Origin of the sequence: Anaerovorax odorimutans (genome assembly GCF_024459955.1) — a bacterium.
GTDB classification, from domain to species: domain Bacteria; phylum Bacillota; class Clostridia; order Peptostreptococcales; family Anaerovoracaceae; genus Hominibacterium; species Hominibacterium odorimutans_A.
Genome location: NZ_JANFXK010000020.1, coordinates 17,968 through 43,679, shown reverse-complemented (window position 1 = coordinate 43,679; position 25,712 = coordinate 17,968). Strand labels below are relative to the sequence as shown.

General features: G+C 47.8%; 24 protein-coding genes and 1 tRNA gene. 5 read left to right on the top strand and 20 right to left on the bottom strand.

The features are described from left to right. Position 1 precedes the first annotated feature (1 nt). The gene (locus NE619_RS15145; RefSeq protein WP_256133298.1) at positions 2-730 is read right to left on the bottom strand and encodes an NAD-dependent protein deacylase; all 729 of its coding nucleotides are present in this window, start codon (positions 728-730) and stop codon (positions 2-4) included. A gap of 266 nt (positions 731-996) precedes the next feature. Here NE619_RS15145 and NE619_RS15140 point away from each other — a divergent pair, with 266 nt between their 5' ends. Both NE619_RS15140 and NE619_RS15135 read left to right on the top strand, forming a co-directional pair. Next, positions 997-1,641: a TetR/AcrR family transcriptional regulator gene (locus tag NE619_RS15140; RefSeq protein ID WP_256133297.1), complete on the top strand. Its 645-nt coding sequence runs from the start codon at positions 997-999 to the stop codon at positions 1,639-1,641. Positions 1,642-1,726: 85 nt separating this feature from the next. After that, positions 1,727-2,971 carry an MFS transporter gene (locus NE619_RS15135; protein ID WP_256133296.1) on the top strand — a complete coding sequence of 415 codons (1,245 nt, stop codon included), beginning with the start codon at positions 1,727-1,729 and terminating at the stop codon, positions 2,969-2,971. A gap of 789 nt (positions 2,972-3,760) precedes the next feature. Here NE619_RS15135 and NE619_RS15130 read toward each other — a convergent pair. Next, positions 3,761-4,300, bottom strand: coding sequence for a cysteine hydrolase family protein (locus NE619_RS15130; RefSeq protein ID WP_256133295.1), 540 nt, complete (start codon positions 4,298-4,300; stop codon positions 3,761-3,763). A gap of 96 nt (positions 4,301-4,396) precedes the next feature. On the opposite strand from NE619_RS15130, the gene NE619_RS15125 reads away from it, so the two are divergent. Further along, positions 4,397-5,125 (top strand): alpha/beta fold hydrolase, encoded by a 729-nt coding sequence (locus NE619_RS15125; protein WP_256133294.1) that lies wholly within the window; start codon positions 4,397-4,399, stop codon positions 5,123-5,125. A gap of 91 nt (positions 5,126-5,216) precedes the next feature. On the opposite strand, the gene NE619_RS15120 is transcribed toward NE619_RS15125, so the two are convergent. The 13 genes from NE619_RS15120 to rny form a co-directional block, all read right to left on the bottom strand. Next, entirely contained in the window at positions 5,217-5,726 is a 510-nt protein-coding gene (locus NE619_RS15120; protein WP_256133293.1) for a DNA-deoxyinosine glycosylase, read from the bottom strand. A gap of 86 nt (positions 5,727-5,812) precedes the next feature. Then, the gene (locus NE619_RS15115) at positions 5,813-6,754 is read right to left on the bottom strand and encodes a D-alanyl-D-alanine carboxypeptidase family protein (protein WP_256133292.1); all 942 of its coding nucleotides are present in this window, start codon (positions 6,752-6,754) and stop codon (positions 5,813-5,815) included. A gap of 169 nt (positions 6,755-6,923) precedes the next feature. Next, positions 6,924-6,998 (bottom strand) — tRNA-Thr (locus NE619_RS15110). Between the two features lie 1,058 nt (positions 6,999-8,056). Further along, entirely contained in the window at positions 8,057-8,797 is a 741-nt protein-coding gene (locus tag NE619_RS15105; protein WP_256133291.1) for a sigma-70 family RNA polymerase sigma factor, read from the bottom strand. After that, positions 8,787-9,224: an anti-sigma F factor gene (gene spoIIAB / locus NE619_RS15100; protein WP_420314512.1), complete on the bottom strand. Its 438-nt coding sequence runs from the start codon at positions 9,222-9,224 to the stop codon at positions 8,787-8,789. The genes NE619_RS15105 and spoIIAB overlap by 11 nt, the downstream gene beginning before the upstream one ends. After that, positions 9,214-9,594 (bottom strand): anti-sigma F factor antagonist, encoded by a 381-nt coding sequence (spoIIAA, locus tag NE619_RS15095; RefSeq protein ID WP_256133289.1) that lies wholly within the window; start codon positions 9,592-9,594, stop codon positions 9,214-9,216. The genes spoIIAB and spoIIAA overlap by 11 nt, the downstream gene beginning before the upstream one ends. A 105-nt stretch (positions 9,595-9,699) precedes the next feature. Then, positions 9,700-10,887, bottom strand: a complete 1,188-nt coding sequence (gene thiI, locus NE619_RS15090) for a tRNA uracil 4-sulfurtransferase ThiI (protein WP_256133288.1) — start codon at positions 10,885-10,887, stop codon at positions 9,700-9,702. A 44-nt stretch (positions 10,888-10,931) separates the two neighbouring features. Further along, positions 10,932-12,059 (bottom strand): cysteine desulfurase family protein, encoded by a 1,128-nt coding sequence (locus NE619_RS15085; protein WP_256133287.1) that lies wholly within the window; start codon positions 12,057-12,059, stop codon positions 10,932-10,934. A gap of 647 nt (positions 12,060-12,706) precedes the next feature. Beyond that, positions 12,707-13,348, bottom strand: coding sequence for an AAA family ATPase (locus NE619_RS15080; protein WP_256133286.1), 642 nt, complete (start codon positions 13,346-13,348; stop codon positions 12,707-12,709). A gap of 42 nt (positions 13,349-13,390) precedes the next feature. Continuing rightward, positions 13,391-14,815: an MDR family MFS transporter gene (locus NE619_RS15075; RefSeq protein ID WP_256133285.1), complete on the bottom strand. Its 1,425-nt coding sequence runs from the start codon at positions 14,813-14,815 to the stop codon at positions 13,391-13,393. Position 14,816: 1 nt separating this feature from the next. Beyond that, positions 14,817-15,611, bottom strand: coding sequence for a TetR/AcrR family transcriptional regulator (locus NE619_RS15070; protein ID WP_256133284.1), 795 nt, complete (start codon positions 15,609-15,611; stop codon positions 14,817-14,819). A gap of 409 nt (positions 15,612-16,020) precedes the next feature. Then, positions 16,021-16,560 (bottom strand): flavodoxin family protein, encoded by a 540-nt coding sequence (locus NE619_RS15065; RefSeq protein ID WP_256133283.1) that lies wholly within the window; start codon positions 16,558-16,560, stop codon positions 16,021-16,023. A gap of 731 nt (positions 16,561-17,291) precedes the next feature. After that, positions 17,292-18,836 (bottom strand): ribonuclease Y, encoded by a 1,545-nt coding sequence (gene rny, locus NE619_RS15060; protein ID WP_256133282.1) that lies wholly within the window; start codon positions 18,834-18,836, stop codon positions 17,292-17,294. Positions 18,837-18,998: 162 nt separating this feature from the next. Here rny and NE619_RS15055 point away from each other — a divergent pair, with 162 nt between their 5' ends. Then, the gene (locus NE619_RS15055) at positions 18,999-20,105 is read left to right on the top strand and encodes an FtsW/RodA/SpoVE family cell cycle protein (RefSeq protein ID WP_256133280.1); all 1,107 of its coding nucleotides are present in this window, start codon (positions 18,999-19,001) and stop codon (positions 20,103-20,105) included. 9 nt (positions 20,106-20,114) lie between these two features. On the opposite strand, the gene minD is transcribed toward NE619_RS15055, so the two are convergent. From minD to radC, 5 genes are read right to left on the bottom strand one after another with little or no spacing between them, the layout of a single operon-like run. Next, positions 20,115-20,846 (bottom strand): septum site-determining protein MinD, encoded by a 732-nt coding sequence (minD, locus tag NE619_RS15050; protein ID WP_256133279.1) that lies wholly within the window; start codon positions 20,844-20,846, stop codon positions 20,115-20,117. Positions 20,847-20,863: 17 nt separating this feature from the next. Continuing rightward, a complete protein-coding gene (locus NE619_RS15045; RefSeq protein ID WP_256133278.1) occupies positions 20,864-23,395 on the bottom strand; it encodes a penicillin-binding transpeptidase domain-containing protein in 2,532 nt (843 codons plus the stop codon). Beyond that, a complete protein-coding gene (locus NE619_RS15040) occupies positions 23,392-23,880 on the bottom strand; it encodes a hypothetical protein (protein WP_256133277.1) in 489 nt (162 codons plus the stop codon). The genes NE619_RS15045 and NE619_RS15040 overlap by 4 nt, the downstream gene beginning before the upstream one ends. Then, complete coding sequence (gene mreC, locus NE619_RS15035; protein WP_256133276.1) at positions 23,877-24,689, bottom strand: rod shape-determining protein MreC; 813 nt, start codon at positions 24,687-24,689, stop codon at positions 23,877-23,879. Before mreC ends, NE619_RS15040 begins: the two co-directional genes overlap by 4 nt. A gap of 23 nt (positions 24,690-24,712) precedes the next feature. Continuing rightward, entirely contained in the window at positions 24,713-25,390 is a 678-nt protein-coding gene (gene radC / locus NE619_RS15030) for a RadC family protein (RefSeq protein WP_256133275.1), read from the bottom strand. 125 nt (positions 25,391-25,515) lie between these two features. On the opposite strand from radC, the gene NE619_RS15025 reads away from it, so the two are divergent. Next, complete coding sequence (locus NE619_RS15025; protein WP_256133274.1) at positions 25,516-25,677, top strand: DUF1540 domain-containing protein; 162 nt, start codon at positions 25,516-25,518, stop codon at positions 25,675-25,677. The last annotated feature ends 35 nt before the right edge of the window (positions 25,678-25,712 follow it).

Here is a 25,712-nt window from a genome sequence, read left to right as displayed (position 1 = left end):
GTTAAAATTCAAGCAGCCCTGCAAAAATTTCTCCAATGGGCTGATTGATCACCAGATCAGCCTTCTCATCGTACTGAGTCTGGGACTTGTTGATCAGAATCAGGTGTTTCCCCTGGAAATGCTCCACCAGTCCCGCCGCCGGATAAACGACTAAAGAAGTGCCTCCTACAATCAGTGTTTCCGCCTGCTTTATGGCGCTGATCGCTTTGTCCAGAACATCTCTCTTCACTTCCTCCTGATAAAGAACAATATCCGGTTTCACGATTCCCCCGCAGGATTGGCAAAGGGGAACACCGTCTGCCTCCAGCACATATTCCATGGAGTGGGATCGGTGGCACTTCATGCAGTAGTTACGCAGCACCGAGCCGTGAAGCTCAATGACATTCTTGCTCCCGGCCGCCTGATGAAGACCATCAATATTCTGTGTGATAATCGCTTTTACCTTGCCCTGGCGCTCCAGCCTTGCCAGAGCCCTGTGAGCCTCGTTGGGCTTTGCCTCCGGGTACAGCAGGTTTTTTCTGTAATATTCAAAGAACACCTCCGGCTTGCGGTCAAAAAACGGCCTGCAAATAATCTCCTCCGAAGGCCGCCCATATTCCGTCCAGGCTTTATAAATCCCCTCCTCCGACCGAAAATCAGGAATCCCACTTTCCGTAGAAACGCCCGCGCCTCCAAAAAACACGATATTATCGCTTTCCTCCACAATCTTAATAAACTCTTGATTTCTCATTTTCTCACCTCTGTCCATCTGCCGCGTTCATCCCACCGCACAAACTGCGCCATGGTGCGATTCAATGAACGCCTCCTCTCGGCAACGCCGCATCCAATCTATTGTGTTCATTATACCATGCAAGCCGCGTCGCAGCGTGATTCAATGAACGCCTCCTTGCGGCAACGCCGTCTCCAATCTGATGCGTTCATTATACCACTTGACAACCAATAATACCCGTGTTATTTTATATACATACCAAACGTATGTATGAAAAGGAGCCGGCAATGTCGAGAAATAAATACCCGGAAATCACCATAAATCGAATTCTCGATTCGGCCACAAAGTTGTTTTTGGAGAAAGGATATGAAAAGACAACCATCCAGGATATTGTGGACGATCTGGGAGATTTGAGCAAGGGAGCCATTTACCACCACTTTTCTTCAAAGGAAGACATCATTGAAGCCGTTGGAGAGCGCATGTTCAACAGCATCCACTTTGAAGAACTATTTAAAGGCCGCGAGGATCAGTTGGACGGTCTTTCTAAGCTGAAAGAAATCTGTCTCTACTGTATGGACAATGCCGATCAGCGTCAATGGATGGAAGCGATTCCCGATTATTTTCACAACCCGAAATTCTTAGCGCAGGAGGTCTATCAGTCGGCCAAGGAATCGGCCCCAATGCTGATTCCTTATATCGAGGAAGGGATCGCAGACGGCAGCATCACCGTAACACAGCCCAAAGAAGCCGCCGAAGTTCTTCTTTTACTTGCAAATATTTGGATCAACCCCCTCGTGTTTCGTGAAACAAAAGAAGCTTATGTCAGCAAAGTCCTGTTTCTGAAAACAATGCTGGAACAAATAGGGCTTCCTGTCATGGATGATGACGTACTGGAAGTCGTGCTTTCTTACCAGGAGCTATTGGAAGAATAAACAATTGTCTATATTTGCTGCCCTTCCGGGCGGCAGTTTTTTGGGATTATACATACCAAACGAATGTATGAAAGGAGATTTTATCATGAAGTTATTGAACCGCAACTTTACTCTGATTATGATCGGGCAGATCGTTTCTCTCTTTGGAAACGCAACCCTGAGATTCGCTCTGCCGCTCTATCTTTTGGACCGAACCGGATCCGCTTCCCTCTTTGGGGTGGTGCTGGCCTGCTCTTTTATTCCCATGGTGCTGCTTTCGCCTATAGGCGGAATTCTGGCCGACCGGGTCAACAAGCGCAATATTATGGTAATACTGGACTTTTTTACGGCGATCCTGGCCGCGTTTTTTCTGCTTTCAAACGGGCTGTTTTCACCGGAAGCCCTGGTTTTGATTGTCATGATGCTGCTCTCTGCCATCCAGTCTCTGTATCAGCCTTCTGTCCAGTCCAGCATTCCGTTTTTGCAGGAAAAGGAAAATTTGATGACAGCCAATGCGATCATCAATCAGATTTCGGCTCTGGCCAATTTGATCGGGCCTGTTCTTGGAGGCATTGTTTATGAAGCCTTCGGCATCACTCAGGTGGTAATCATCAGCGGAATCTGTTTTTTCCTCTCCGCGGTTATGGAAATTTTTATCCGCATACCGTATAACAAACTTCCCGGGGAAGGCAGCGTCATCTCCATTGTAAAGCAGGATATGGCGGACAGTCTCCACTATATTCACAGGGAAAAACCGATTATTCAAAAAGTAATCATCATCGTAGCGCTTTTCAACCTGGTGCTTTCTTCTATGATCATTGTCGGAGTACCTGTCATTATTAAAATCCATCTTGCTCTTTCCGGTCAGCTCTATGGCTATGCGCAGGGAATTTCAGCAGCAGGAGGCCTTCTGGGCGGCGTTTTGGTAGGGGTTTTCGCAAATAAACTGAACGTAGAGAAGGTTTGGAAGCTTCTTCTGGCGGCAGTGGCAACTCTTTTACCAATAGGAGTTTGTCTCCTTTTCGGCGCACCTCCGATGGTTTCCTATGTGGTGCTGGTATGCTGCTATTTTCTCATGATGCTGCTGGCTACTATGTTCACGGTACAGATGCTTTCTTATGTGCAGGGAGAAGTTCCGGGCAATCTGATCGGCAAGGTAATTTCTTTTGTAATGGCAATCTCCATGTGCTCCCAGCCTATCGGTCAGGCCCTTTACGGAGTGCTGTTCGACTGGCTGGCTCCCCAATGGATTGTCTTCGGCAGCCTGGTCATTTCGGCCGCCATTGTCATTGGCTCAAGAAAAGCGTTTTCGCATATCAATGATGATTCGAAAAAGGATCTGGCTATGTAGAGGGGGGCGGTTCACCCCGTTTTACGGCAAGTATAGTGCGCTGTGCCGCAGGAATCGGCTTATATAAAAGCTGCCCAAATGGCAGATTGCTATTTTCATCAACACGCAGCGAAAAAATAAGCTCTTGTTGAGCTTTTTTCAAGGATGCCGTGCCTTCGAGCACAAAAACTTGATCCAGTATGGGACTTTGGACAGGAGCAGAGGCCGCAAACCTTGGAAACATCTCAACAGCCAAGTCAAAACGCACCCGTTGTTGAGCAAATATGCATATTCCTTGAAAAAGGCCCCGATATGGCTCACAGCTTTAGGCTCCGCAGTCGGTAACTTTCTGAAAAACCCGATGCAAAGTTACGCAAAGTTGTGGGCTTGCGGGTGCTTGAAATTGTTAAAAATGAAAATTTGTGCTGCCAGCCGCTTCGGAGGCCGTAGGATCATCGAAGAAATCAGGATTCGTTACCGGTTGGATGCGGGTTTGCCCGGGTACCATTGGAGAATAAGACAGAATATCAAATCGCTATTTTCATCAACATGCAGCGAAAAATCGCATTCTTGTTGACCTTTTTTCAAAGATACAGTGCCTTCGGGAACAAGAATTCGATCCTGTATGGGGTTTTGAACAGGAGCAGTGGCCGCAAACCTTGGAAACACCTCAACAACCAAGTCAAAATGCACCCGCTGTTGAGCAAATATGCATATTCCTTGAAAAAGACCTCGCCGTCAATCTGCTGAAAAGCAGGCAACTACAGCGCAAACGGGTTCATACTGTAAGCAAGGGGCCTTTCAACTGCCCTATTCCTTTCCAATTACATGAATCTGGCAGACTTCCATTGCCTTTAGTGCATTTTCGTGACTTTCCGGCGTCACTCCGGCGCAGCAGGAAGCGTCCACAGTAACCGGGACTTCAGGTAAAAAGGCCTTGACTATCATGGCATTGGAAATTACGCAGATATCGGTACACAAGCCGACCAGTTCAATTTCCGCCGGAACTTCACCGGCCCGTTCCATTTCCATCAGCATGATGCCCAGCTCTTTGGAGCCAAAGGTATCCTTTTCAATTACTGGTGCGTCCTGCGGGCGGAAAAGGGCGCTGCTGATCTCCCAGCCCTGACTCCCTTTCATGCAGTGGGGAACCGGAAGATTGCGGCCTTCCTGCGTTTCCAGATACTCTTTGCTATGGGTGTCGGCGGTGAAAATAACCAGATCTCCCCGCTGATCATACTCCTGAATCTTTTCATTTACACGAGCTACAATTTCCTGAGCTTCCTGCGTGCCCAGCGCGCCGTCAATAAAATCGTTTTGCATATCTACAATAATCAGTAATTTACTCATTTGTGACCTCCGTTTTCCTTTATTACGAAAATGATATACCAGAAGGGATCATTTCGCAATGAAAATTTGCTATAATGGAAAATGAGGTGAAAGTGAATGAAAAGAAAACTGATTCTGTTGGTTTTTGTGGTTCTGGGAATCATGGCGGGATGCGCCGGCAAAATAGAGGAACAATACATAGATGTCAATGGTGTGAATCTGGCTTACGTACAGCAGGGAGAGGGAAAGCCTCTGATTTTGCTGCATGGGGGAGGCGGCAGCTGCCATAGCTTCGATCACATCATAGACAGGCTGAGCAAAAACTATACCGTATATGCCATTGACAGCCGCGGCCAGGGCAAAAGCAGCGCTGCCAGTGAATACAATTATCAGGACATGGCCGATGACGTGGAAGCGTTTATAAAGGAAAAGCAATTGGAGCGCCCGGCATTATACGGGTTCAGCGATGGCGGAATTACAGGCATTATTCTCGCTTCCCAGCACCCGGAGCTGCTGTCCGCATTGATGGTCAGCGGCGCCAATTTGTATCCTGAAGGGATCAAAGATGAAGATCGCTTGGCAATGGAAAAAAGCTATTCGGTCACTGGCGATCCGCTTTTGAAAATGGAAATCACGCAGCCCCATTTGACTGCGGAAGATTTGAGAAAAATCAAGATTCCGGTACTGGTGACAGCCGGCAGCGATGATATGATTAAAGAATCCCATACTCGTTTTATAGCGGAAAACATTGCCCTCAGCCAGCTGAATATTCTGGAAGGAGAGTCCCATACCAGCTATGTCCTGGAAAGCACGATCATTGCAGATCTCATTGAGGATTTTTTATAATATAGGAAATATCCAATGCGTAGCATTTCCTATATTTCAAAAAAATCTACAATATGAAAGTGAGCGCCATGCGCGAATCGCTCACCGCAGGTTATTTTTTTATAACCTGCCAGCTTTCCAGCAGCCTGCTCAGCGAATAGGCCGCATTGGCGGGACTGGTGGAAGGCAGCTTGACCGCCGGCCTGCCTGAACAGGGCTGGCAGTATTTTCTATAGAGGTCATAAGACTTTGCGCCGTTGCAGTAAATCTGTGCGATGGGTGCATGGTCTAGGATATGCGCCAGGTCATTGGGAACTACATTGCGGATGGTGCTGTCACTGGAGCCCTCGATCTCACAGGAAGCAATCACATCCCAAACAGCGATGTGGTTTTCAAGGAGAAATTCCTTTTTCTGCGGGATCGTTTCCGGAACCGGCTGGTCGAGTACGCCGGATAAAACCCTCCAGAAACGGTTCTGCGGATGCCCGTAGAAGAACTGAGCTTCCCTGGATTTTACCGAAGGAAAGCTGCCCAAAACCAAAATTTGGGAACGGGCATCCCAGACCGGAGGGATATTGTGTATTTGAGGGCTTGTTTTAGCGGTTGGAAGCGTTTTCGCCATTGGAGCCATCTCCTTTCAGTGATATAACATTTCCATAATAGCGCAGCATGACCGGCATGTCAATTCAACGGAGTGCGGGCAAAACATCATCTCAGATAATTTCCATAAATGTTTAAGGCATCTTCAATGTGCAGGGGCTCCGTATGGTTTGTGCCCGGCGCGCCTCCTGTTACAAGAATGTAAAACTCATTGTGTTTTACTCCGAGGCTGGCAAGACACAGTCCCGCCTGATCCGTGTACCCTGTTTTACCGCCTAAGATTTTTCCGTTTTTAAAACTGGTATGATCCGTACTGTGAACTAAGGTGCTGATAAAAACCATACCTTCGGGATGCATTTGATTTGGGTTTGTCTGATATTTTTGGGTTGTGAATATCTTATAAAACGTTTTATTGTCCAGCGCATAATCGAGCAAAAGCGCAATGTCTTTTACCGTGCTGTAATGATCGGGATCGTGCAGCCCGTCCTCGTTGACAAAGTGTGTATTCACCATGCCGATTTCTTCTGCCTTTTGATTCATTTTTTTCACAAATTTACTTTCCGAACCCGAAACTGCCACGGCAATCCCCATGCATGCGTCTGCTCCCGATGGAAGGAGCGCACCATAAAGCAAATCCTTTGCCGTAACCGCTTCACCTGGGGAAAAGCCGGCCATAGAAGCATTCTTCAAAATCAATTTCCCAAAATTATCAGGCAGGTCAATTTGCTGCTCCAGATTGTCCAGGTTTTCGACCCCGAGCAAAACCGTCATGATCTTTGTCATAGATGCCGGATACATTTTTTGATTTGATTTTTTATCGAAGAGGGGCTCCTTACTGTGCCGGCTCATCAGATACACATAGGGGCTGGAGATCGTATCCGGATCAAAATCATCGCGCACAAGCTGACTCTTGGTTTTTTCAGCCTGCGGCAATAATGAGCTTCCACCCTCCATATGGATAAAATAAACGGCAGTCCCAAGATTAAGCGCTATCAAGCCGCATAGTAATAAAAACACATTTTTTAATTTACTCTTACGTCTTTTTCTCATAATAACTCCCTCCTTCCGATTTTATTAAAACAGAAAAGGGAGCATAATGCTTTAACTTACAATTATGAATTCCTTAAAATAAACGAAATGCCACGCATTCGATATTTCCTATATTATAAAAAATTCCCTCAAACTCGTTAAAATCGCTGAGTTTGAAGGAATTTATCTCTGGAGCTACTGGTCGGATTTGAACCGACGACCTGCTCATTACGAGTGAGCTGCTCTACCCCTGAGCCACAGTAGCATCTGACACAATTGATATTATACAACGACTACAGGGTCTCTTTCAATAGTTTTCTTTAAAAGTTTCAGTTATTTTTTCGCGTGGATTTATAAACGTGTCCGAATGATAAAATTAGCCAGGCTTTACCGCAGGAAAGAATATGTGCAAAACCGGCCTGCGACCAGGATGCTTCTTTGGAGAGAATGGTCGCGGGATTTTCCGGCAAAATCGGAATTTGGTCGCAAAGCCAAACCCGTTTTCTGCCGCATCCGGGCTGCGTCCGACCAGAAAGAAACGTCCGATTAATTTTACACTATAATGCGCTAAATCGTTTCCGGATCTTTTATTAAAAAAAAATAGGTGAAAGCGGATCTTTTTTCAACGTTTCTTGCCCTTGCTGGTCAAGATTAAGTGAAAGCTCTCCCCAAATAAAGCCGTAAAACCCGCAAACCCACATGTTTTATCCGCTCCAGTCCACTTTCAAAGCAAAAAGCGCCAAACCATCTTTTGTCAAGCTATTCGTGGCTTTCACTATTTTCTGCTTTGCGGTAAGGCTGCGCAAGCTGGTCAGTTGAGGCTTTTTAGCGATATGCATATTTGCTCAACAGCGGCGCCATTTCGGCCTTGTTGTTGATGTATTTTCAAGGTTTGAGGCCATTACCCCTGCCCAAAGCCGCATATTAATCGAGTTTCTGCGCCCGCAGGCTCTGTATCCTTGAAAAAAGGTCAACAAGAACTCGATTTTTCGCTACGTGTTGATGAAAATAGCAATTTGATATTCTGTCTTATTCTCCAAGGACACTCGGGCAAACCCGCATCTAACCGGTAACGAATCCTGATTTTTTCAGGAAGTTACGCACTTTTCAATGATCCTACGGCCTCCGAAGCGGCTGGCAGCACAAATTTTCACTTTTAACGGTTTCAAGCACCCGCAAGCCTACAACTTTGCGTAACTTTGCATCGGTTTTTTCAGAAAGTTACCGACTGCGGAGCCTAAAGCTACGAACCATCTGACAAAAAGATAGCCCGGCGTTTTTATCTTTGAAATTGGACCGGAGCGGGCGAAACGTTTTCTGCTTCTACTCGGCCATTTTCTCCCGCATATTTTTCAGTACCTTTTTTTCAATTCGGGAAACCTGCACCTGGGAAATCCCCATTTTGCCAGCAATCTGCTGCTGTGTCATGTCTTTGAAGTACCGGAGTACAATGATCTGCCTTTCTCTGTCCGATAAAGTGCCGATAATCATTTTCAGATCAATCATATCGATATTCCGCTCTTCTTCGGACACATGACTGACCTTTTTCTCCCGGTAGCCTTCGGAGATTTCGCTGTTGTCCAAACTTTCCACATTGGCCAGCGCTTCACCCGCATCCAGGATTTCCAGAATCTTTTCCACAGGCATTTCCATTTCTTCCGCCAGATAGCTCAGCTTGGGCCAGGTTCCGTTCTTATTATAATATTCTTCTTTGAGTCGTTTTAGATTTCGTATATCCATTTTCAGCTGACGGCTGACTTTAATCTTACCGTCATCGCGGATATACCGTTTGATTTCCCCCAGGATCATGGGAACGGCATAGGTGGAAAACATAACGTCAAAGCCTGTGTCAAACCGGTCGATGGCCTTAAGGAGGCCCATGAATCCGATTTGCAGCAGGTCGTCCAGTTCATAACCGGAGCCGGTAAACTTCAGTGCTAAATTTTTTACAAGTCCTGTATTCTGATTTACGATCTGTTCCCGGGCTTCTTCGTCGCCTTGCTGCGCCCGTTCAATTAGTGCGTATGTATCTTCTTTTTTTACCGGCACATATTTAGAGGCCATCGCTCAGATCAAGCTGCTTAATCATCGTTACCGTCGTTCCCTCTCCGGCACGAGATTCTACTTCCAGTCGGTCCATGAAGCTTTCCATAACGGTAAAGCCCATGCCCGACCGTTCTTCCGTTTTCCCTGTGGTGAACATCGGCTCTCTGGCCTTATTCACGTCCTCAATTCCCACGCCCTGGTCGCGTACAATAATTACAATTTTTCCTCCTTCGCGAATCTGGCATTCCAGCTCGACAGTACCGTTGGGATTTTCTTTGTATCCATGGATGATGCTGTTGCTGACAGCCTCCGACACGCCTGTTTTAATCTCCGTCAATTCTTCGATAGTTGGGTCCATACAGGCTACGAAAGCCGCGGCCGCCGATCTGGCGAAGGCTTCGTTTTCCGCCAAGGCAGCAAATTCGATCCTCATTCTATTCTCCACTGACCGTCACCTCCATCTGCAGCTGCTCCTGCCCTTTAATGAGGCAGATGGCATCTTCAACACTTTTCTGCTTGTCCACTACTGTAAAAATTCCCGCCATATACAGGATTTTCTCTACAAACTCCGAACAGCCGGCCAGAAAAATTCTTCCGCCCTTTTTTGTCACCTTGTTATATCTGCCCAGCACCACACCGATGCCGGAGCTGTCCATAAATGTCACCTTCGCAAAATCCAGGATCAGATGGCGGCACTGGAAAGCCTCCATAGTCTCATCGATCTCGTCTCTCACTGTGCTGGCACTGTGGTGATCCAATTCTCCGAATGCGGAGGCAACGAGAATATTGTCGGTCATCTGAAAGTTTAAATGCATAATAAAAGTCCTCCTTTCTCTTTCCGCAGCGTACATTTAAATTATAGTACGAAGCAGGGGGCTTGTCCTTAAGAGAAAAGGAGGAAATTCTTCTATTTTTAGCGTTTATTCGGGTTTTATGTCGATCGTCTCGCGGGAAGCTACGGCATCGGCGATTAATTTGTCGCAATCCAGCTTGCTTTCGGATGCCAGAATGCGTTCCAGCTTGGGCTTGGTGGCCGGATGTTTTGGCAGAAACACGGTACAGCAGTCCTCATAAGGCTGAATGGAGGTTTCATAAGTTCCGATCTCCCGCGCCTTATCCATAATATCCACTTTATCCATGGCAATCAGCGGCCGCATGACCGGCATCTGCACGGACGCGTCTGTCACCACCAGGGCTTCCGCTGTCTGGCTGGCAACCTGCCCCAGATTTTCCCCGGTGATCAGCATACCACAGCCTGTCTCGCAGGCTACCTGCTCGGCAATCCGCATCATAAAGCGGCGCACCAGAATAGTTGTCTCTTCTTCCGGGCAATTCTGCACGATTTGCTCCTGAATCGGCAACAGGTTGATAACATGCATTTTAAACCGCCCGCAGTAAGTGGCAACGATCTTTGCCAGCTCTTCCACCTTTTCCTGCGCCCGCTGGCTGGTGTAGGGGTAAGAATGGAAATGGATCGCTTCGATGAGCATTCCCCGCTTTGCCATCATCCAGGTGGCAACCGGACTGTCGATACCGCCGGACAGCAGGGTCATACCCTTTCCGTTGGTGCCCAGAGGCAAACCTCCGAAGCCCGCGATCTTATCCTGATAAATGTAGGATTTGTCGTGACGCACATCCACGAACAGCAGGCAGTCCGGGTTATGAACATCTACTTTCAGCACTTTGCAGCCAATCAAAATTTTAGCCCCGATAATTCTGCCGATTTCCGGCGACTTTACAGGGAAATTCTTATCGGCCCGTTTGGCATTTACTTTAAAGGTCTTTATGCCCTTTTCTTCAATCAGCTCATTCATATATTCGATGGCCGCCTCGCCGATGGCGTCCAGATTGGACTCGGTTTCCACTGCCGGACTGATGGAAGCTACGCCAAACACCTTGGAAATCTCCTTGATGATAGCCTCTTTATCATACTCTTTATCTGCCCGCACGAAGATAAGTCCTTCATGACGCTTCACATCGAAACGATCGAATTTCCGTTTGAGCAGCTTGCGGATACGTTCTGCCAGCATGCGCTCGAAGTAAGGCTTGTTCATGCCCTTGAGCGCCACCTCACCGCATCTTACGATGAAAATATGTTCCTGATTCATTGATTTCTCCTTTTTTCGTTTACCTGGCCAAGCCGCCTGAGCGCTTACCGGAAACTGCCCAGCTTCCGAAAACGAGCCACCGCGGCTTTTACTTTTTCCAGTACCAGGTCCATTTCCTCAATACGATTATATCTGCTAAAGCTGAAGCGGATAGCGCCTTCTATTTCCTTGTCGGAAAGGCCCATGGCCGTCAGCACATGGCTCTGTCCCTTTTTATTGGACGAGCACGCGGATCCTGTGGAAACGTAGATTTCATCCTGTTCTAAGGTGTGTAAAAGGACTTCTGCCCTGGTGCCCAGAAAAGAAATATTCAGCACCGATGGGCATCCGTCCTCGGGGCTGTTGACCCGGATATCTCTGATCTCATCTCTAATACCCGCAAGCAGGTAGTCCCTGACCTTGCGGACCGAATCCGCTCCGGCTGATTCTGACGCGGAAAGCTCCGCGGCTTCACCAAATCCGGCAATGGCAGGAACGTTTTCCGTACCCGAACGCATACCGGACTCCTGGCCGCCGCCCACAAGAAAGGCGGGAATATTCACACCCTTGTCGATCCATAAAGCTCCGATGCCTTTCGGTCCGTGAATCTTATGGCCACTGACGGAAATCATATCGGCTTTCCTGGGCAGAGGAAGCTTTCCCAGGGCCTGTACCGCATCGGTATGCAGAAGCGCGTTTTTCTTGATATCCCCGACCTCATCGACAGGCATGACCGCCCCGGTCTCATTGTTCACCTGCATGATGGAAATGAGGATTGTTTCCTCGTTTATGGCGGCAGCAAGCTGGTCCATGTTGAGCCGGCAATTCTTATCCACGCCCACATAGATCACTTCAAAGCCCTGATCCTCCAGCCGCTTGCAGGCTTCCAGCACAGCCGGATGCTCCACCTGCGAGGTAATGATCCGGTTTCCTCTTCTCCTGCGGGCCTGCGCAGCTCCCAAAAGAGCCATGCTGTCGGCCTCCGTACCGCAGGAGGTAAAATAAAGATTTCCCTGCTTAAGATCCATCGCCCTCATCAGCTTTTTCCGGGCCTCTTTCACGGCCTTTTCAGCCGTTACTCCCAGGCTGTAGAGAGAAGAAGGGTTTCCGAAGTCCTCTTTCATATATTTGACCATGATCTCTGTGACCCGATCATGCTGTCTTGTTGTCGCACTGTTATCCAAATAAATCATAGATTCTCCTTTGTCTGTAACCAATTTATTTTATCTCATTGGCCGGGGAACGTCAATAACAGAAAGGCAGATTGGCAAAACAGCGCCGCCGGGCGCACGCTGAAAACGCCCTGTGCCGTTTTTTAACGAATTGCACAGGGCGTTATTTTTTTGTGCGTCAAAGATTAGCAATCGCAAAGCTTGCCGGCGGCCTGACAAAAAGGTAGCTTGGCGCTTTTTGCTTTGAGGCTGGGCTGGAGCGGACAAAACATGTGGGTTTGCAGGTTTTACGAATTTATTTTCGGGAAATTCCCCTTAAAATCGACCAGCAAGGGCAAGAAACGTTGAAAAAAGATCCGCTTTCATTTCTTTTTTTGATGAAAGCTCCGAAATCAATTTAGCACGTTATAAGCTGAAATTGGATAGACGTTTCTTCCTGGTAGAATGCAGCCTTTTTTAACTGATATGCCTATTTGTTCAACAATGGATTCATTTCGCTTTTGTTGTTGAAGTATTTCCAAGGTTTGCGATCTCTGATCCTGTTCAAATCTGCATATTGACCGAATTTTTCTGCTCCCATGCTCTGTATCCTTGAAAAAAGGCCAACAAGAACCTGTTTTTTCGCTGCGTGTTGATAAAAATAGCAATTTGGCCAAATGCCAATAGAACTATCCTCGCAGTTCCGGGAATCTGGTTTTGATGTAATTGACCAAAAGCTCCTGGGTCTGCTCATCGGAGAACGGCGTTGTATCGAGAACAAAATCGTATTCCCGAAGATCCAGCCACTTCCTGCCGGTAAAGGTATTGTAATAACGCGCCCTTTCCCGGTCCTCTTTTTCCATCTGCCTTCTGCCCTTATCGCCCTTTACTGGTTTCCCCAGCGTTTTTTCCAGCCGTTTCATACGCGCTTCCATGTCCGCCTGTAAAAAGATGCTGGCGTGCTTTTCATAATTCCGGAACAGATGCGGCGCACACCGGCCGATAATCACACAGGGGCCGGCTTCCACTGCTTCCCGCATAATTCTGGTCTGTGTATCGAAAAGCTGCTTGCTGGTAGGTACGTACCACTCATCTGCGATATAGGGCATTTCATAGACTGCGGTCTGGGCCAGCGTGGTCCAAACCGTAGTGTTCTTTTCATCCACATATTCCAGATTTTCTTCCGTCATATTCATGACCTCCGCCGCCTTGACCAGAATCTCTTTGTCTATGTATTTAAAGCCAAAATACTCCGCAATGGCTTTGCCCATGTCAGAACCGCCGCTTCCCAGCTGCCTGCCAATTGTTATAACATGATGCTGCTTGCTCATTATTGTTGCCTCCCATTGTTTTTCTTCTATTGTAACATAAAATCAATCGCAAAAGATATCGTCCGTCCGCTTTTCTCTTTTTACAAAGAGGATGGCCATCACCAGCGCCACCACGCCCAGACAGGCTGCAACTCCGTAAGCGGCATGCATGCCTCTCAGTGTAGCTTCCAGTTCCCCTGCCCCCTGGTTCAGCGCTGTCACCATAGCCATAATCGTAATCAGGATGGCCGTACCGATGGAACCCGCTACCTGCCTGGCAGTATTGTTGATAGCGCTGCCGTGGGCGATCATATTATTCTCCAGCGAGTTGAGTCCCCAGGTTGTCAGCGGCATGTTGACCATGGACATACCAAACAGTCTCACCGTGTAGATGATACAAAGATGAGAAAATACCCAAGTCTCATCGATAAACACAAAGAAGAAGGAAAACCCGGTCATAATGGTAAGGCCGGTAATGGCAATTCCTCTTGGCCCGAACCGGTCGAACAGATTTCCGGTAATTGGACTCATAATGCCCATGAGTACCGCCCCCGGCAGCATAATCAGGCCGGATTGCAGCGCTGAAAAATGCAGCACGTTTTGCAGGTAGATCGGAGTGATAATCGTACCTGCAATCAGGGAGGCGTTTACAATCATGGCAATGATGGTGGAATAAGCAAAAATTCTGGTTTTGAGTATTTTCAGTTCCAATAGAGGATTCTCTGTCTTAAGCTGTCTCCTCACAAAAACAACCAGAAATACGATTCCCGCCACCAAAGGAGCCAGGGTCATAGGATGAAACCACCCGTAGCTTCCGGCCGAGCTGCACCCGTAGAGCAGCCCGCCGAATCCCAGCGTGGAATAAATCACAGAACGCTGGTCCAGCTTAAGTTTTTTCGTCTCGCCGACATTTTTCAAAAGGCCAAAGCCAAAGAGCACGTCAATGGCCGCCAGCGGCGCAATAACCAGAAAAATACTGTTCCAGCCCCACGCATCGACAAACCAGCCCGATAGAGTCGGGCCTACGGCAGGTGCGAAAGCGATTACGATTCCCACCGTTCCCATGGCCGAGCCTCTTTTCTCTCTGGGGAAAAGCAGCAGAATGACCGTCTGAATCATCGGCATGAGAATGCCCGCTGCCATGGCCTGCAGGATACGTGCGATCAAAAGGACCAGAAAGGTTTTTGAAAATCCAGCCAGAGCCGTTCCCATGGTAAACAGGATCATCGAACTCAGGAAAATCTGCCTGGTGGTAAAGCGATTGATCAGATACGCGGTTATGGGAATCATAATGCCATTAACCAGCATAAAGGCCGTCGTCAGCCACTGACCTTCCACCGCTGTAATATTCATATCCCGCATGATGCTGGGGAGCGCCGGTGAAAGCACGGTCTGATTGAGAACCGCGATAAACGCCCCCGAGAGCATAACACCAATAATTAAAATATGGTGGTTTTCACCTTTTTTCTGAACAACATGTTCATCCATTTTATACCTCCTCGCTTTCTTCAAGCTGCTTCAATTCCCCGATTATGGCTTCCGCCTCCTGCAAACTGAGGGTGCGGCCGTTTTTCTCATAGTCATCCAGCGTCCCCCGAAGGGAACCCATCAATCTCTTTTTACGAAGAACGGAACGCAGCATTTTTCCTTCATCACAAAATGCCTTCCGCAGTGCTGTCAGCTGTTCCTCTGTCATGAGAGATTTCTTATTTCTCCGTTTTTCCATAATGGCTTCCAGACTGTCAATGATGAAGTCCGCAGTCTTTCTTTCATCCAGCTCCAAAATGGTCTCCCCGGCTATAAAGGTGATTTCTTTAATCAAACCGTTGAGGTTGAGCGTCAGCTCACTGGCAATGGTTTCATTCTCCAGCCCGAAGGCTTTCATAATGATTCCGGAAAACAATTCAAATATATCAAAACGGCTTTTGTTAATCGCCGGCAAATAATTTTCTCTCTGATCCTGTGGAAGAGAAAAAAGCAGCTCATCGATAAACCGGTTCCGGTCGGCACACCGCTCCATGCGTATGATAATGCTCTCCCGCAAAATATCCCTGGGTGCCATGTTTCCCGCGCTCACAACCTTTTCAACTCGCTCTGTCATCTGTCCGGTCAGATAAAACATCCCCATGATTCCCAAGCTTTCCTTTGACTGAAAAAATTTATAGAGAGTTGCCTTTGAAACATTGCAGCCTTCCGCCACATCCTGCATGGATGTGCTTGTGTAGCCCTTTTCCAGAAATAATTCAGAGGCTGCCTCCAGTATATGTTGCTTTTTTATTTCCATGAATCAATTTCCTCCCAAATAAAAACTCCCCCTGCGCATCCTTTTGTCATTCAGGATACTGGCGAGTTTTTTAAAAACTTTATAGTTCAATTATGTGCCTTTTTCTTTTGTTTGTCAAGAACCCCAGCGCAACTTTCTGCTGCTGCCGCTGAAAATCATCACATTAAAAGGTGCCTTCCCCAGCTATCACAGTCGAGGAAGGCACCTCTGCTATTTCTTATAGAAGTGTAAACACAAACCCGTCTACATTATCGCCAGAGATCCGGGTGCATTAGTCAACAAAAAGTAGACAGTTATCTTAATAAGTAGTCATTGATGAATCCGCAAAGTATTGCCGATACTGTTTTGGAGTCAGGTAGCTCAGAGAGTGAGCCCAACCCGTTTCATTGAGTCCAGCTTACGAATTCCTTTATTTAAAGTTCTTCCAAAGCATCTCGATTTCTTTCATTGCTTCATCCGACTTTGCCAGATCATCGGCAGCTGCCGCCGTATAGGTCTTGGAAAAAGCGATTTCCCAGCCCAGGTAGCCGCAGATACAAGCGAACTGCTTAGGAATGATTTCGTACTGAGGGTCGTCCTGCTGCGCCTCGCCGATTACGATCACGCCCACCTGCTTTTTCAAATCGTGAAGATCTTTTGACCGGGAATAAAATTTGTCAATAATGGTTTTCAGCTGTGCCGTCATGCCCCACCAGTAGACCGGAGTGGCAAATACCAGGATATCTGCTGCCACCACTGCGTCCACAATATCATTGGTATCATCCTCAAATACACAGTGGCTGTTGCTTCCGCAGGATTCACAGGCAATGCATGGGCTGACGCTTACCTGTTCCGCAACCACCTCTTTCAGCTCTAGGCCCTGTATATTTGCCATTCCCTTTTTTAACGCGTCAAGCGCCGCACAAGTATTGCCCTTTCTTGGACTACCGTTTAACAATAAAGCCTTCATACGTTACCTCCCTCAACAATCAAATTTATTACTAATGATTATAATATAGATTCGGCCCAATTCAAAGGTTTTTGGCGATTTGTGTTCGAGACAGGCTAATTTACAGCCGATGCCCACACAAAATCACCCTAAAGCAGCGTCGAATCCCGTTTGCGAACAAGAATCGACCCGTTCATTCGTCAAAAACAGCAAATTGATATGCAAATCTGCACTTTTTAAAGCAAATTAATCTCATCATACGCCCCTTTGCATCGGATTTGTGTGGGCATCAGCAGCAAACCCGCCCTTTTAGAACACAAATGTTAAAATTTTACACAACGCCGCTAAAGCGCCGGGCAAAAAAGCTGTGTCCATAGCAAAATCATCATCCCTATTTCCCAAACTACCAACGCCCTCCCCACAACCAAAGTCTTATCTACCAAAAAGGAGAATGTTCTTACGCAGGCTATCTCCGCAGGAACCCCGCAGTTGCGGGGTTCCGAGGACAACGTTCGCTGCCCGCTCACTCCTCCGCTCCGCTTCGCTGTCCGTTTTGCCAACGCCGCTAAAGCAGCGGGCAAAAAGGCCATAGCCGGAGTAAAACATTTGCTTATCTCCCAAACCATCAACGCCCTTCCCCCAACCAAAATCTTATCTATCAAAAAGGAGAATGTTCTTACGCAGGCTATCTCCGCAGGAACCCCGCAGCTGCGGGGTTCCGAGGACTAATAGCCGGAGTAAAACATTCTCCTTTATTTCGCATAATCAATAGCCCGCGTCTCACGAACTACATTAACCTTGATCTGTCCCGGATATTCAAGCTCCGATTCGATCTTCTTTGAAATATCCCTTGCCAGGAATATGATGGATTCGTCGGTGACCTCGTCCGGTTTGGCGATGATCCGAATTTCTCTTCCTGCCTGAATGGCGAAAGATTTGTCCACGCCCGGAGTCGTGTTGGCGATATCTTCCAGCTTTTCCAGCCGCTTGATATACGTCTCCAGCGTTTCTCTCCTTGCGCCGGGTCTGGCTGCTGACAGAGCGTCCGCCGCTGCGATCAGCACAGCTTCCATGGACTTCGGTTCGTAGTCGCCGTGATGGGCTGCCATACCGTTGATAACGGCTTCCGACTCCTTGTACTTTTTCAGTACCTCGATTCCCAGATCAACATGGGTGCCTTCTTTTTCGTGGTCAATGGCTTTACCGATATCATGGAGCAAGCCTGCTCTCTTGGCAAGTGTAATATCCAAGCCCAGTTCTCCGGCCATCAGACCGGCCAGATGAGCTACCTCGATGGAATGCTTCAGCACGTTCTGTCCGTAGGACGTCCGGTATTTAAGTCTTCCCAGCAGCTTCACAAGCTCCGGATGCAGGTTATGTATCCCCACCTCGAACGTAGCCTGTTCACCTTCTTCTTTAATAATGGCATTGACTTCCCGCTCGGATTTCTTAACCATTTCTTCAATCCTTGCAGGGTGGATTCTTCCGTCAACAATGAGTTTCTCAAGAGACAGCCGTGCGACTTCTCTTCTCACCGGGTCAAAGCCCGATAAGATCACTGCCTCCGGCGTATCGTCGATAATCAGGTCGATGCCGGTCAGAGTTTCGATGGCTCTGATGTTTCTTCCTTCTCTGCCAATGATACGTCCCTTCATTTCATCATTTGGAAGCGGAACAACGGAAACCGTACTTTCAGCCACATGGTCTGCGGCACATCTCTGAATCGCTCCGGTAATGATTTCTTTTGCTTTCTTGTCCGCCTCTTCCTTGGCCTTGGCCTCGATGTCCTTGATCATTACGGATGCTTCGTAACGAATCTCCTTTTCCGTGTTTTCCAGCAATATGGCTTTTGCTTCTTCTACGGAGTAGCCCGATATCTTTTCCAGCTCCTCCATCTGTCTTTCCAGTACGTGATCTAATTCTTTCTGCTTCGATATGATCGATTGCTCTTTACTTGTAATGCTTTCTTCTTTTTTCTCTATATTTTCAAGTTTTCTGTCGATTGATTCCTCTTTTTGAATCAGTCTGCGCTCCGATTTGGAAATCTCGGAACGGCGTTCGCGAATTTCGCGGTCTGCGTCGCTTCTGAGCTTATGCGCTTCTTCTTTGGCTTCGAGTATATACTCTTTACGGATCGTCTCCGATCTGTTTTCGGCGTCCAGAATCAGGTTCTTCGCTTTCTGTTCCGCACTGCCGATCGCCTTTTCTCCAACTGTCTTTCTGATTATATATCCGATTAAAATCCCCAGCAGCAGGGTTATAATTCCCACGACAATAGGTATAACGATATTTGCCATTTAAACACCTCCTTTTCTTTTGTTTTTTTTCATATTCGTATCATTGAGTTAGCTTGTAAAATATAATAAAAATCATGCATTACGTAATAATTTTTAAATAAAATCACACATTAACATTATAATGTTTTGAAGGCAACTAGTCAAGGTCATGAAAGGGAATGGATGGACAATTATTGGAAATTATGGAAAAATGCAGACAAAGTCTTTTTTGTCATTGCCATATGTTTCGCAATCCTGAGCATTACAATGATCACCAGCATTTCCTGTAAAAACGGTCAGGTGGCCGTGCGGGACATTGTGATCCAGAGCATTGCCTACGGCCTGGGCTTTTTTGCCGTGGCCGCGATGATTCTCTTCGATTACCGCAAATTCCAGGACTTCAGCAAAGCCCTTTACATCGGTTCGCTGCTTTTCCTTTTGACCGTCTACATTCCGGGGCTGGGGATCGTATCCAACGGGGCCAGATCGTGGATCGATCTGGGCTTCACCACTCTGCAGCCTTCTGAGATCGTTAAAATCTCTTTTACAATTCTCATGGCCAACTATTTTTCCAGGAATAAATCCACGCTCCGCCAGCTGAGCGGCGTCATTCTCGCCGCCTTATACGCAGCGCCCTTCATTCTCATTGTTGTCAAGGAGGATCTGGGGAGCGCCATCGTATATTGCTTCATCTGGGTATTCATGATTTTCTTTGCCGGCATTGATCACAGGATCTTTGCCCGCTTCGCAGTATTTTTTCTTCTGTCTTTGCCCATCGCCTACGGTCTGATGGCGCCTTACCAGAAACGGAGAATCGACGCCTTCCTTCATCCCAGCGACCTGGGACTTCCCGGAAACTACCACGTCTGGAATTCCAAAGTAGCCATCGGATCCGGCGGCTTTTTCGGCAAGGGTCTCTTTGCGGGCACGCAAAAAGAACTGGATTTCCTTCCGGTTCAAAAATCGGACTTCATTTTTTCCGTGATCGTGGAAGAATTGGGAATGCTGGGCGGAGCTCTGGTGATCCTGCTCTTTGCCGTTTTTTTGTACCGTACGGCAAAAGTGGTGTACCGTGCGGCGGATCTTTACGGAGCGCTCCTGTCCATCGGATTTTTAGGCATGTTTCTCTTTCAGGTCTTTGAAAACATCGCCATGACTATGGGGATTATGCCTGTAACCGGCGTCACCCTTCCCTTTATCAGCTATGGAGGTTCCTCCGTGCTTTCAGGAATGGCCGCCCTGGGACTTATTGTCAGCGTCGGAATCCGCGGCCGCCGCACAGGGCTGTAAACGCCCGGATTATACGGTCCCGGTTTCCATCAGCCGTCTGAGAATATTGCGGAAATTTTCCTCTATGTAGGTTCCTTCCTTATAAACGATGGGAATTCCCCTGTTAGTGGAAATATAGATATTATCGTCAAACTGGATCAACCCGATCAGCCGGCTGTTGAGGATCTCGGAAATTTCCTTCAGATCCGGAACCAGATGCTCCGCCATCAGATCAACCCTTACTTTATTGACAATATAGCAGGTATCTTTAATGCCCGCTTTAATCAGATAGCGATTGAGCACATCGGCATCCCGCAAAGCGGCGATATCGGCTTCCGTGACCAAAAGAGCCCGGTCGGCTCCGGCCAGAGAGATGTCAAGACCGCTTCCGATTCCCGCCGGACAGTCTATGAATACATAGTCAAAATTCTTTTTCAGTTTTCGGCACAGGATCTCCATGTGAAGCGGCGTGATGTCGCGATTGTCTTTTCTTGGGCATGCTGACATCAGGTACAGATTCTCGAAACGCCTGTCTTTAATCAGTGCTCTTTTAATCTTGCAGATACCGGAAAGGACGTCCATGATGTTATAAACGACCCGATTCTCAAGCCCTAAATACAGGTCCAGATTCCGCATACCCATATCCATGTCAAGCAGGGCCACTTTGTAGCCCTGTCTTGCCAAAAGAGCTCCCATATTGGCTGTCACCGCCGTTTTCCCGGTGCCTCCTTTACCTGATGCAACTAAAATTACTTCGCCCATTTCTTCCTCACTAACTTTTATTTTTCTTTCTGCTTAAAATATTCGCCCATGACTTCCCTGGCTACGGGTCCGGCATTGGCTGCCGTGCTCCCCTGCGCGATCATCACCGCGACAGCGATCTTGGGATCGTCTGCCGGGGCCATAGTCACTACCCAGGCAAAATTGTCATAGTTTGCCTTGTATTGGTCGATTTTGGCCGCCGTTACCTTTCCGCCGCTCAGATTCATGACTGCGCGCCGAACTGCGGTATGGCGCGTAGTATAGATGTCCGGATAAGTCTTCATCAGACGTTTTTTCTCTTTTTGAATATCCGACCAGCTGAGAGACGGCGCTATGGCGCCAAGGTGGTTTTTTATATATTCTTCCTCATCAACGGGATTGATTTTTCCCGATCTCTGCGCAGTCCCGGTCTTTCCCGCCACGGTCACGGGGAATCCCTTGAAGAGACGGGTCAGACTCCCGCCGCTTCCGTTGGCTACGCGTACCATTCCCTCGATGATCTCATCAAAGTACGAATCATCATTGACCTGTACTTTTTGAGACGCGTCCTTTTCTATTGTACCACGTCCCTCAATCTTTTCAACCAAACTTATTTGATTTCGTACCCCTTTATTTCCTAAAGTCGCCACATATCCGGCCATTTGAAGGGGCGTGTAGGAATTGATTCCCTGGCCGATGGCAATATTTAAAGCATCGCCCGTATTCCAGGTGGCCTGGTTGATATACGTGTATTTGCACAGATCCGCCAATGCGGGGATCTTACTTTCCTTGATTCCCGACAACTGGCTCAGTCTGTTTTCCAGCTGCGCCTTTGTCAGATCCTCACCGATCCACCCCGTAATGGTGCTTATTTTCTTATCCAGCAGAGAGCGGTCCGCCACAGTGCTTTTCTCAAACCAGGTTTCGGCTTCCGCCAGGAGAACATTTTTCAGCGAGCTGCGAAGTCCGCTGATCTTCGATTCTTTAGAAGGCGTTGCTGTAACTGTCTCCGGGATTTCGATTCCAGTAGGCTGGCCCAGCCCGTACTGAGCCGCATAATCCATAATCGTATCAATGGATATTTTTTTCTTATAGCCCAGACTGTTTCCCGTATAAAAATCTTTTCCCGTGGCTGCGTCAAAGAAATAGTAGTTGCAGGAAACTTCCAGGGCTTCCTGCAAATTGAGATATCCATGTTTTTTACGATTCAGATTCCAGACCACGCAGCCGAAGGAATTATTGCCCAGCTGCACGTATCCGTTGTCGTATAGACGGCGCTGCGGGTTCAGCCCGCATTGAAGAGCCGCTGTGGCAGTAACCATTTTAAAGGTAGAACCCGGCTGTACGGCGCTCTTTGCAGCCACGTTGTACAGCGGCGCCGGCGCCAGCGGATCCCGTGGATTTTTGCTTTGCAGCGATTTCCAGTCATTGGTGGATATGCCGTTCGCAAAGAGATTGGGGTCAAAGTCCGGACAGCTGGCCATAGCCAGAACGTCACCGTTTTCCACATCCAAAGCGACTACGGCCCCCACCTGTGCGTTTACGGCCCTCTTCATGGTGTAATTGCCGTACTCGCTGACAAAGGTTCCGCCCCTCTGCATCGTATTCAGCGCCTGTTTGAGCGCTTTTTCCGCGGTCTTTTGTAAATCAAGATCAATGGTCAGAGTCACATCGCCGCCTTTTTTGGCTTCCGTTTGATTGATGGTCCTCACCAGATTCCCGGCAGCGTCCACCTGTACCTTTTTTTCGCCTGCCGTCCCTTTGAGAACATCTTCATAAGCCTTTTCAATGCCGTCTTTTCCTATCAGGTCCCAGCTTTGATATCCCAGCTCTGACACATATTTTTCTTTTTCACTGTCGGAAATTTTACCCAGATACCCAAGAATATGAGAAGCGGTACTGCCTTCTGGATAACTGCGGGAAACCTGAGAAAAGACCTCTACTCCGGGATAAGCTTCGCTGTTTTCTTCCAGCACAGCCACCGAACGGTCCGATATGTCTCTGGCCACGGTCACGGGCATATATTTTTTATAGCCCAGAGCCGCCATTTCATTGCGCACCGTGAGAATCTTTCTGGCATCCTCAGAAGACAAGTTACTATCTATTTTAAAATAATTTCGCGCTTTTGAAAAGGCCTCCTTTGCATTTACTCCTTCCGAAAGCCCCAATCTTTTTAAAAAATCGCTTTTGTTTTCATCTTTTTTATAGGAAAATCTCCCGGAGGACGAGAGTTTGACGGGGAAATTGTCAATCATTTCATCTCCGTTTTTCTCCAGTACCTTTGCCAGATTCAGTATGGTCTGGTTCAGCTTTTCCTCGGTCATATTCCCCTTACTGAGCCGTACGGAAATGGTATAGGTGTTTCCCGCCAGCACTTTACCGTTTCGGTCCAGGATCTCACCCCGCGGCGCTGATTCATAGATCGTCTTTGTACTGAGGTTTTCCGCGGCCTGTGACCAATCGTCCTTTTGAACCACAGTCAATACGAACAATCTTACCAGCAGGATTCCCATCAGGGCCAACACCAGAGCAACCAATTGAACATACCGCGACTGAAAGAATTTAATCATAACGAATACCTGCCTTCCGCTTTTTTGAAGAAAATAAAATAGAGCAGCGCCATAATCGCCAGATTATATAGGATATAAAAGGGCTGCAGACTCAGCACATGGAGAAATCGATAAGGCGCTCCGAGAATATGCCGCACGACCCAAAGGACGCCGCTGTGGAGAAGCGTTTCCGCTGCGATAAGGCCTGCTAAAAAGGCAGGGCTTTCCACAGTAAAAAAATTACCGGCCAGAACCGCCGTAATTCCTACGGTAAAAATAGCCGCGGTACCGGGGCCTGTATAAAGGGAAAAGCACATCTCCTGTACAGCGGCCGCCGCCGTACAAAGTCCAATGACCGGAGCCGGCTCTCTCGCAGTCAATACAAGGAAAACCGTAAAGCAAAGGAGGAGATTGGGCCCCGCGCCTCCCCAGGATATCAGCTTTACTGCTGCCGGCTGCAGAAAGAAAGCAATCAGCAGCAGAAGCGCTGTCCGTAAAGGCTTCATAGTATAACCGCCACCTTTCTCAGCTGAAAAAAGGACACCGCGGGCTCCGCTTCGACCACCACTCTCTGGGTGCCTGTTTTTTTCTCCACATCGGTTATCCTGCCGATTTTAATCCCTTTTGCGTAAAGACCGATACCGGAAGTCATCAGCGTATCGCCTTTGCTCACAGATTCTCCCTCTTCCAGCAAATATCCTTTCAAACCCTTCCCGCCGTCGCTTTGCAGCACTCCGGTCCGTCCTTTTTCTCCGGCCGTGCGAAAACTGATTTTATTATTGTCGGATAAAAGCATTGCCACCTTTGCCGTCCTCTTCGAAACCTCGGTAATCTTTCCCACCAGGCCGTCTCCGCTTACCACCGTGCAGCCGGTGCGGATACCTTCCTCGCTCCCCTTGTTGATGGTAAAAACGCCCTCCCAGTTGGAATAATCCATCGCTATGATATCCGCTGCCTGCAGATCGTTTTCTCTTGCCGCATCATAATGGAAGACCTGACTCAACTCCTCCAGCTCCTCCTTTTCTTCCCGTTTAAGCGCAAGACCGGCATTTTCCTGTTTCAGGCGGTCCGTTTCCTCTATCAGCCGCTGATTTTCAGCAGTCAGCTCTTTAAATCGAAAGATACCGCCAAACCCCTTTCGTATACCGTCCGCTGCCTTGGAGACAGGCTCCGTTACATAGGACGCCGCTCCCTGCAGATTTTCTTTCAGACCTGCCGGCCCGTCGCCCGTCTTTAAAAGGCTTGCGATTAGGGCCACTGCTATTATCACTGCCAAAATTACTGCCGCTATTTGTTTGTGCTCCCGAAACCGCATACCTTACCAGCCTTTTTTTAGATTTACATCAGTCCCTCGCTTTTCAGACTTATGTATGTACCGTCCCCGATAATGATATGATCCAGGACTTTGATCCCTAAAATGGCCGCAGCCTGTACCAGCCTGGCTGTAGTCTCCAGGTCCTGTCCGCTGGGCTTGGGATCTCCGCTGGGATGATTATGTACGAATACTACCGAAGCCGCGCTGCGCTTGACTGCCTGACAGAACACTTCTCTCGGATGAATCAGCGTTGAGCACAGATCTCCGATGGAAATGTCCGCGTCTTCCATAATCTGGCCTTTGGCATTGATCAGCAGGACTTTGAAATGCTCCTTCTTATAGTATCTCATCTTTTCCATAAAAAGTTGCACGATATCATCAGGATTTGCAATTTCATTTTTGATTCTTCTCGGATGAGTCGCCACTCGCCTTCCCAGTTCAATTGCCGCCAGGATCTGGCAAGCCTTTGCCTTTCCCATGCCTTTTACCTTCGACAGCTCCTCGGGACTGCAGTTTTCCAGAAATAGGATCCCCCTTTCATCCAGAGAAAGTATTTCGTGGGCTATTTCCAGGGCGCTTTTATCCTGGGTTCCTGTTCGAAGCAGGATTGCCAGCAATTCTGCACTGGTGAGCATCTCCTTTCCATAAAAAAACAGTTTTTCTCTCGGGCGTTCTTCCGGCGGAAGCCGTTTCATATTCATTCTCTATTTCCACCTCCTTTTTACATATTTTACCATTAATTCAAAACTTAAACAAGTGTTTCTCAATCATATTTTTCCGCATTTCGGCCATAATATGAGTGAGAACGAAAAAGGAGGTAACAAACATGAGCCATATCAATGAAAGCATCAAATGTACGGTTGAACAGTGCACACACCACGCAGGAGCACAGAACTTCTGCTCTTTAGACTGCATCACAGTAGGAACTCACGAAACATGTCCGACTGTTGAACAGTGCACAGATTGTCTGTCTTTCCAGTGTAAATAGGACCATGCACTTTTGCCTGGGTCAGGCACTTCCCC

What these genes read in the sequence shown, in the direction of transcription:
- NE619_RS15145 (WP_256133298.1), bottom strand. Translation starts at nt 730, where the DNA reads ATGAGAAATCAAGAGTTTATTAAGATTGTGGAGGAAAGCGATAATATC.
- NE619_RS15140 (WP_256133297.1), top strand. Translation starts at nt 997, where the DNA reads ATGTCGAGAAATAAATACCCGGAAATCACCATAAATCGAATTCTCGAT.
- NE619_RS15135 (WP_256133296.1), top strand. Translation starts at nt 1,727, where the DNA reads ATGAAGTTATTGAACCGCAACTTTACTCTGATTATGATCGGGCAGATC.
- NE619_RS15130 (WP_256133295.1), bottom strand. Translation starts at nt 4,300, where the DNA reads ATGAGTAAATTACTGATTATTGTAGATATGCAAAACGATTTTATTGAC.
- NE619_RS15125 (WP_256133294.1), top strand. Translation starts at nt 4,397, where the DNA reads ATGAAAAGAAAACTGATTCTGTTGGTTTTTGTGGTTCTGGGAATCATG.
- NE619_RS15120 (WP_256133293.1), bottom strand. Translation starts at nt 5,726, where the DNA reads ATGGCGAAAACGCTTCCAACCGCTAAAACAAGCCCTCAAATACACAAT.
- NE619_RS15115 (WP_256133292.1), bottom strand. Translation starts at nt 6,754, where the DNA reads ATGAGAAAAAGACGTAAGAGTAAATTAAAAAATGTGTTTTTATTACTA.
- NE619_RS15105 (WP_256133291.1), bottom strand. Translation starts at nt 8,797, where the DNA reads ATGGCCTCTAAATATGTGCCGGTAAAAAAAGAAGATACATACGCACTA.
- spoIIAA (WP_256133289.1), bottom strand. Translation starts at nt 9,594, where the DNA reads ATGCATTTAAACTTTCAGATGACCGACAATATTCTCGTTGCCTCCGCA.
- thiI (WP_256133288.1), bottom strand. Translation starts at nt 10,887, where the DNA reads ATGAATCAGGAACATATTTTCATCGTAAGATGCGGTGAGGTGGCGCTC.
- NE619_RS15085 (WP_256133287.1), bottom strand. Translation starts at nt 12,059, where the DNA reads ATGATTTATTTGGATAACAGTGCGACAACAAGACAGCATGATCGGGTC.
- NE619_RS15080 (WP_256133286.1), bottom strand. Translation starts at nt 13,348, where the DNA reads ATGAGCAAGCAGCATCATGTTATAACAATTGGCAGGCAGCTGGGAAGC.
- NE619_RS15075 (WP_256133285.1), bottom strand. Translation starts at nt 14,815, where the DNA reads ATGGATGAACATGTTGTTCAGAAAAAAGGTGAAAACCACCATATTTTA.
- NE619_RS15070 (WP_256133284.1), bottom strand. Translation starts at nt 15,611, where the DNA reads ATGGAAATAAAAAAGCAACATATACTGGAGGCAGCCTCTGAATTATTT.
- NE619_RS15065 (WP_256133283.1), bottom strand. Translation starts at nt 16,560, where the DNA reads ATGAAGGCTTTATTGTTAAACGGTAGTCCAAGAAAGGGCAATACTTGT.
- rny (WP_256133282.1), bottom strand. Translation starts at nt 18,836, where the DNA reads ATGGCAAATATCGTTATACCTATTGTCGTGGGAATTATAACCCTGCTG.
- NE619_RS15055 (WP_256133280.1), top strand. Translation starts at nt 18,999, where the DNA reads ATGGACAATTATTGGAAATTATGGAAAAATGCAGACAAAGTCTTTTTT.
- minD (WP_256133279.1), bottom strand. Translation starts at nt 20,846, where the DNA reads ATGGGCGAAGTAATTTTAGTTGCATCAGGTAAAGGAGGCACCGGGAAA.
- NE619_RS15045 (WP_256133278.1), bottom strand. Translation starts at nt 23,395, where the DNA reads ATGATTAAATTCTTTCAGTCGCGGTATGTTCAATTGGTTGCTCTGGTG.
- NE619_RS15040 (WP_256133277.1), bottom strand. Translation starts at nt 23,880, where the DNA reads ATGAAGCCTTTACGGACAGCGCTTCTGCTGCTGATTGCTTTCTTTCTG.
- mreC (WP_256133276.1), bottom strand. Translation starts at nt 24,689, where the DNA reads ATGCGGTTTCGGGAGCACAAACAAATAGCGGCAGTAATTTTGGCAGTG.
- radC (WP_256133275.1), bottom strand. Translation starts at nt 25,390, where the DNA reads ATGAATATGAAACGGCTTCCGCCGGAAGAACGCCCGAGAGAAAAACTG.
- NE619_RS15025 (WP_256133274.1), top strand. Translation starts at nt 25,516, where the DNA reads ATGAGCCATATCAATGAAAGCATCAAATGTACGGTTGAACAGTGCACA.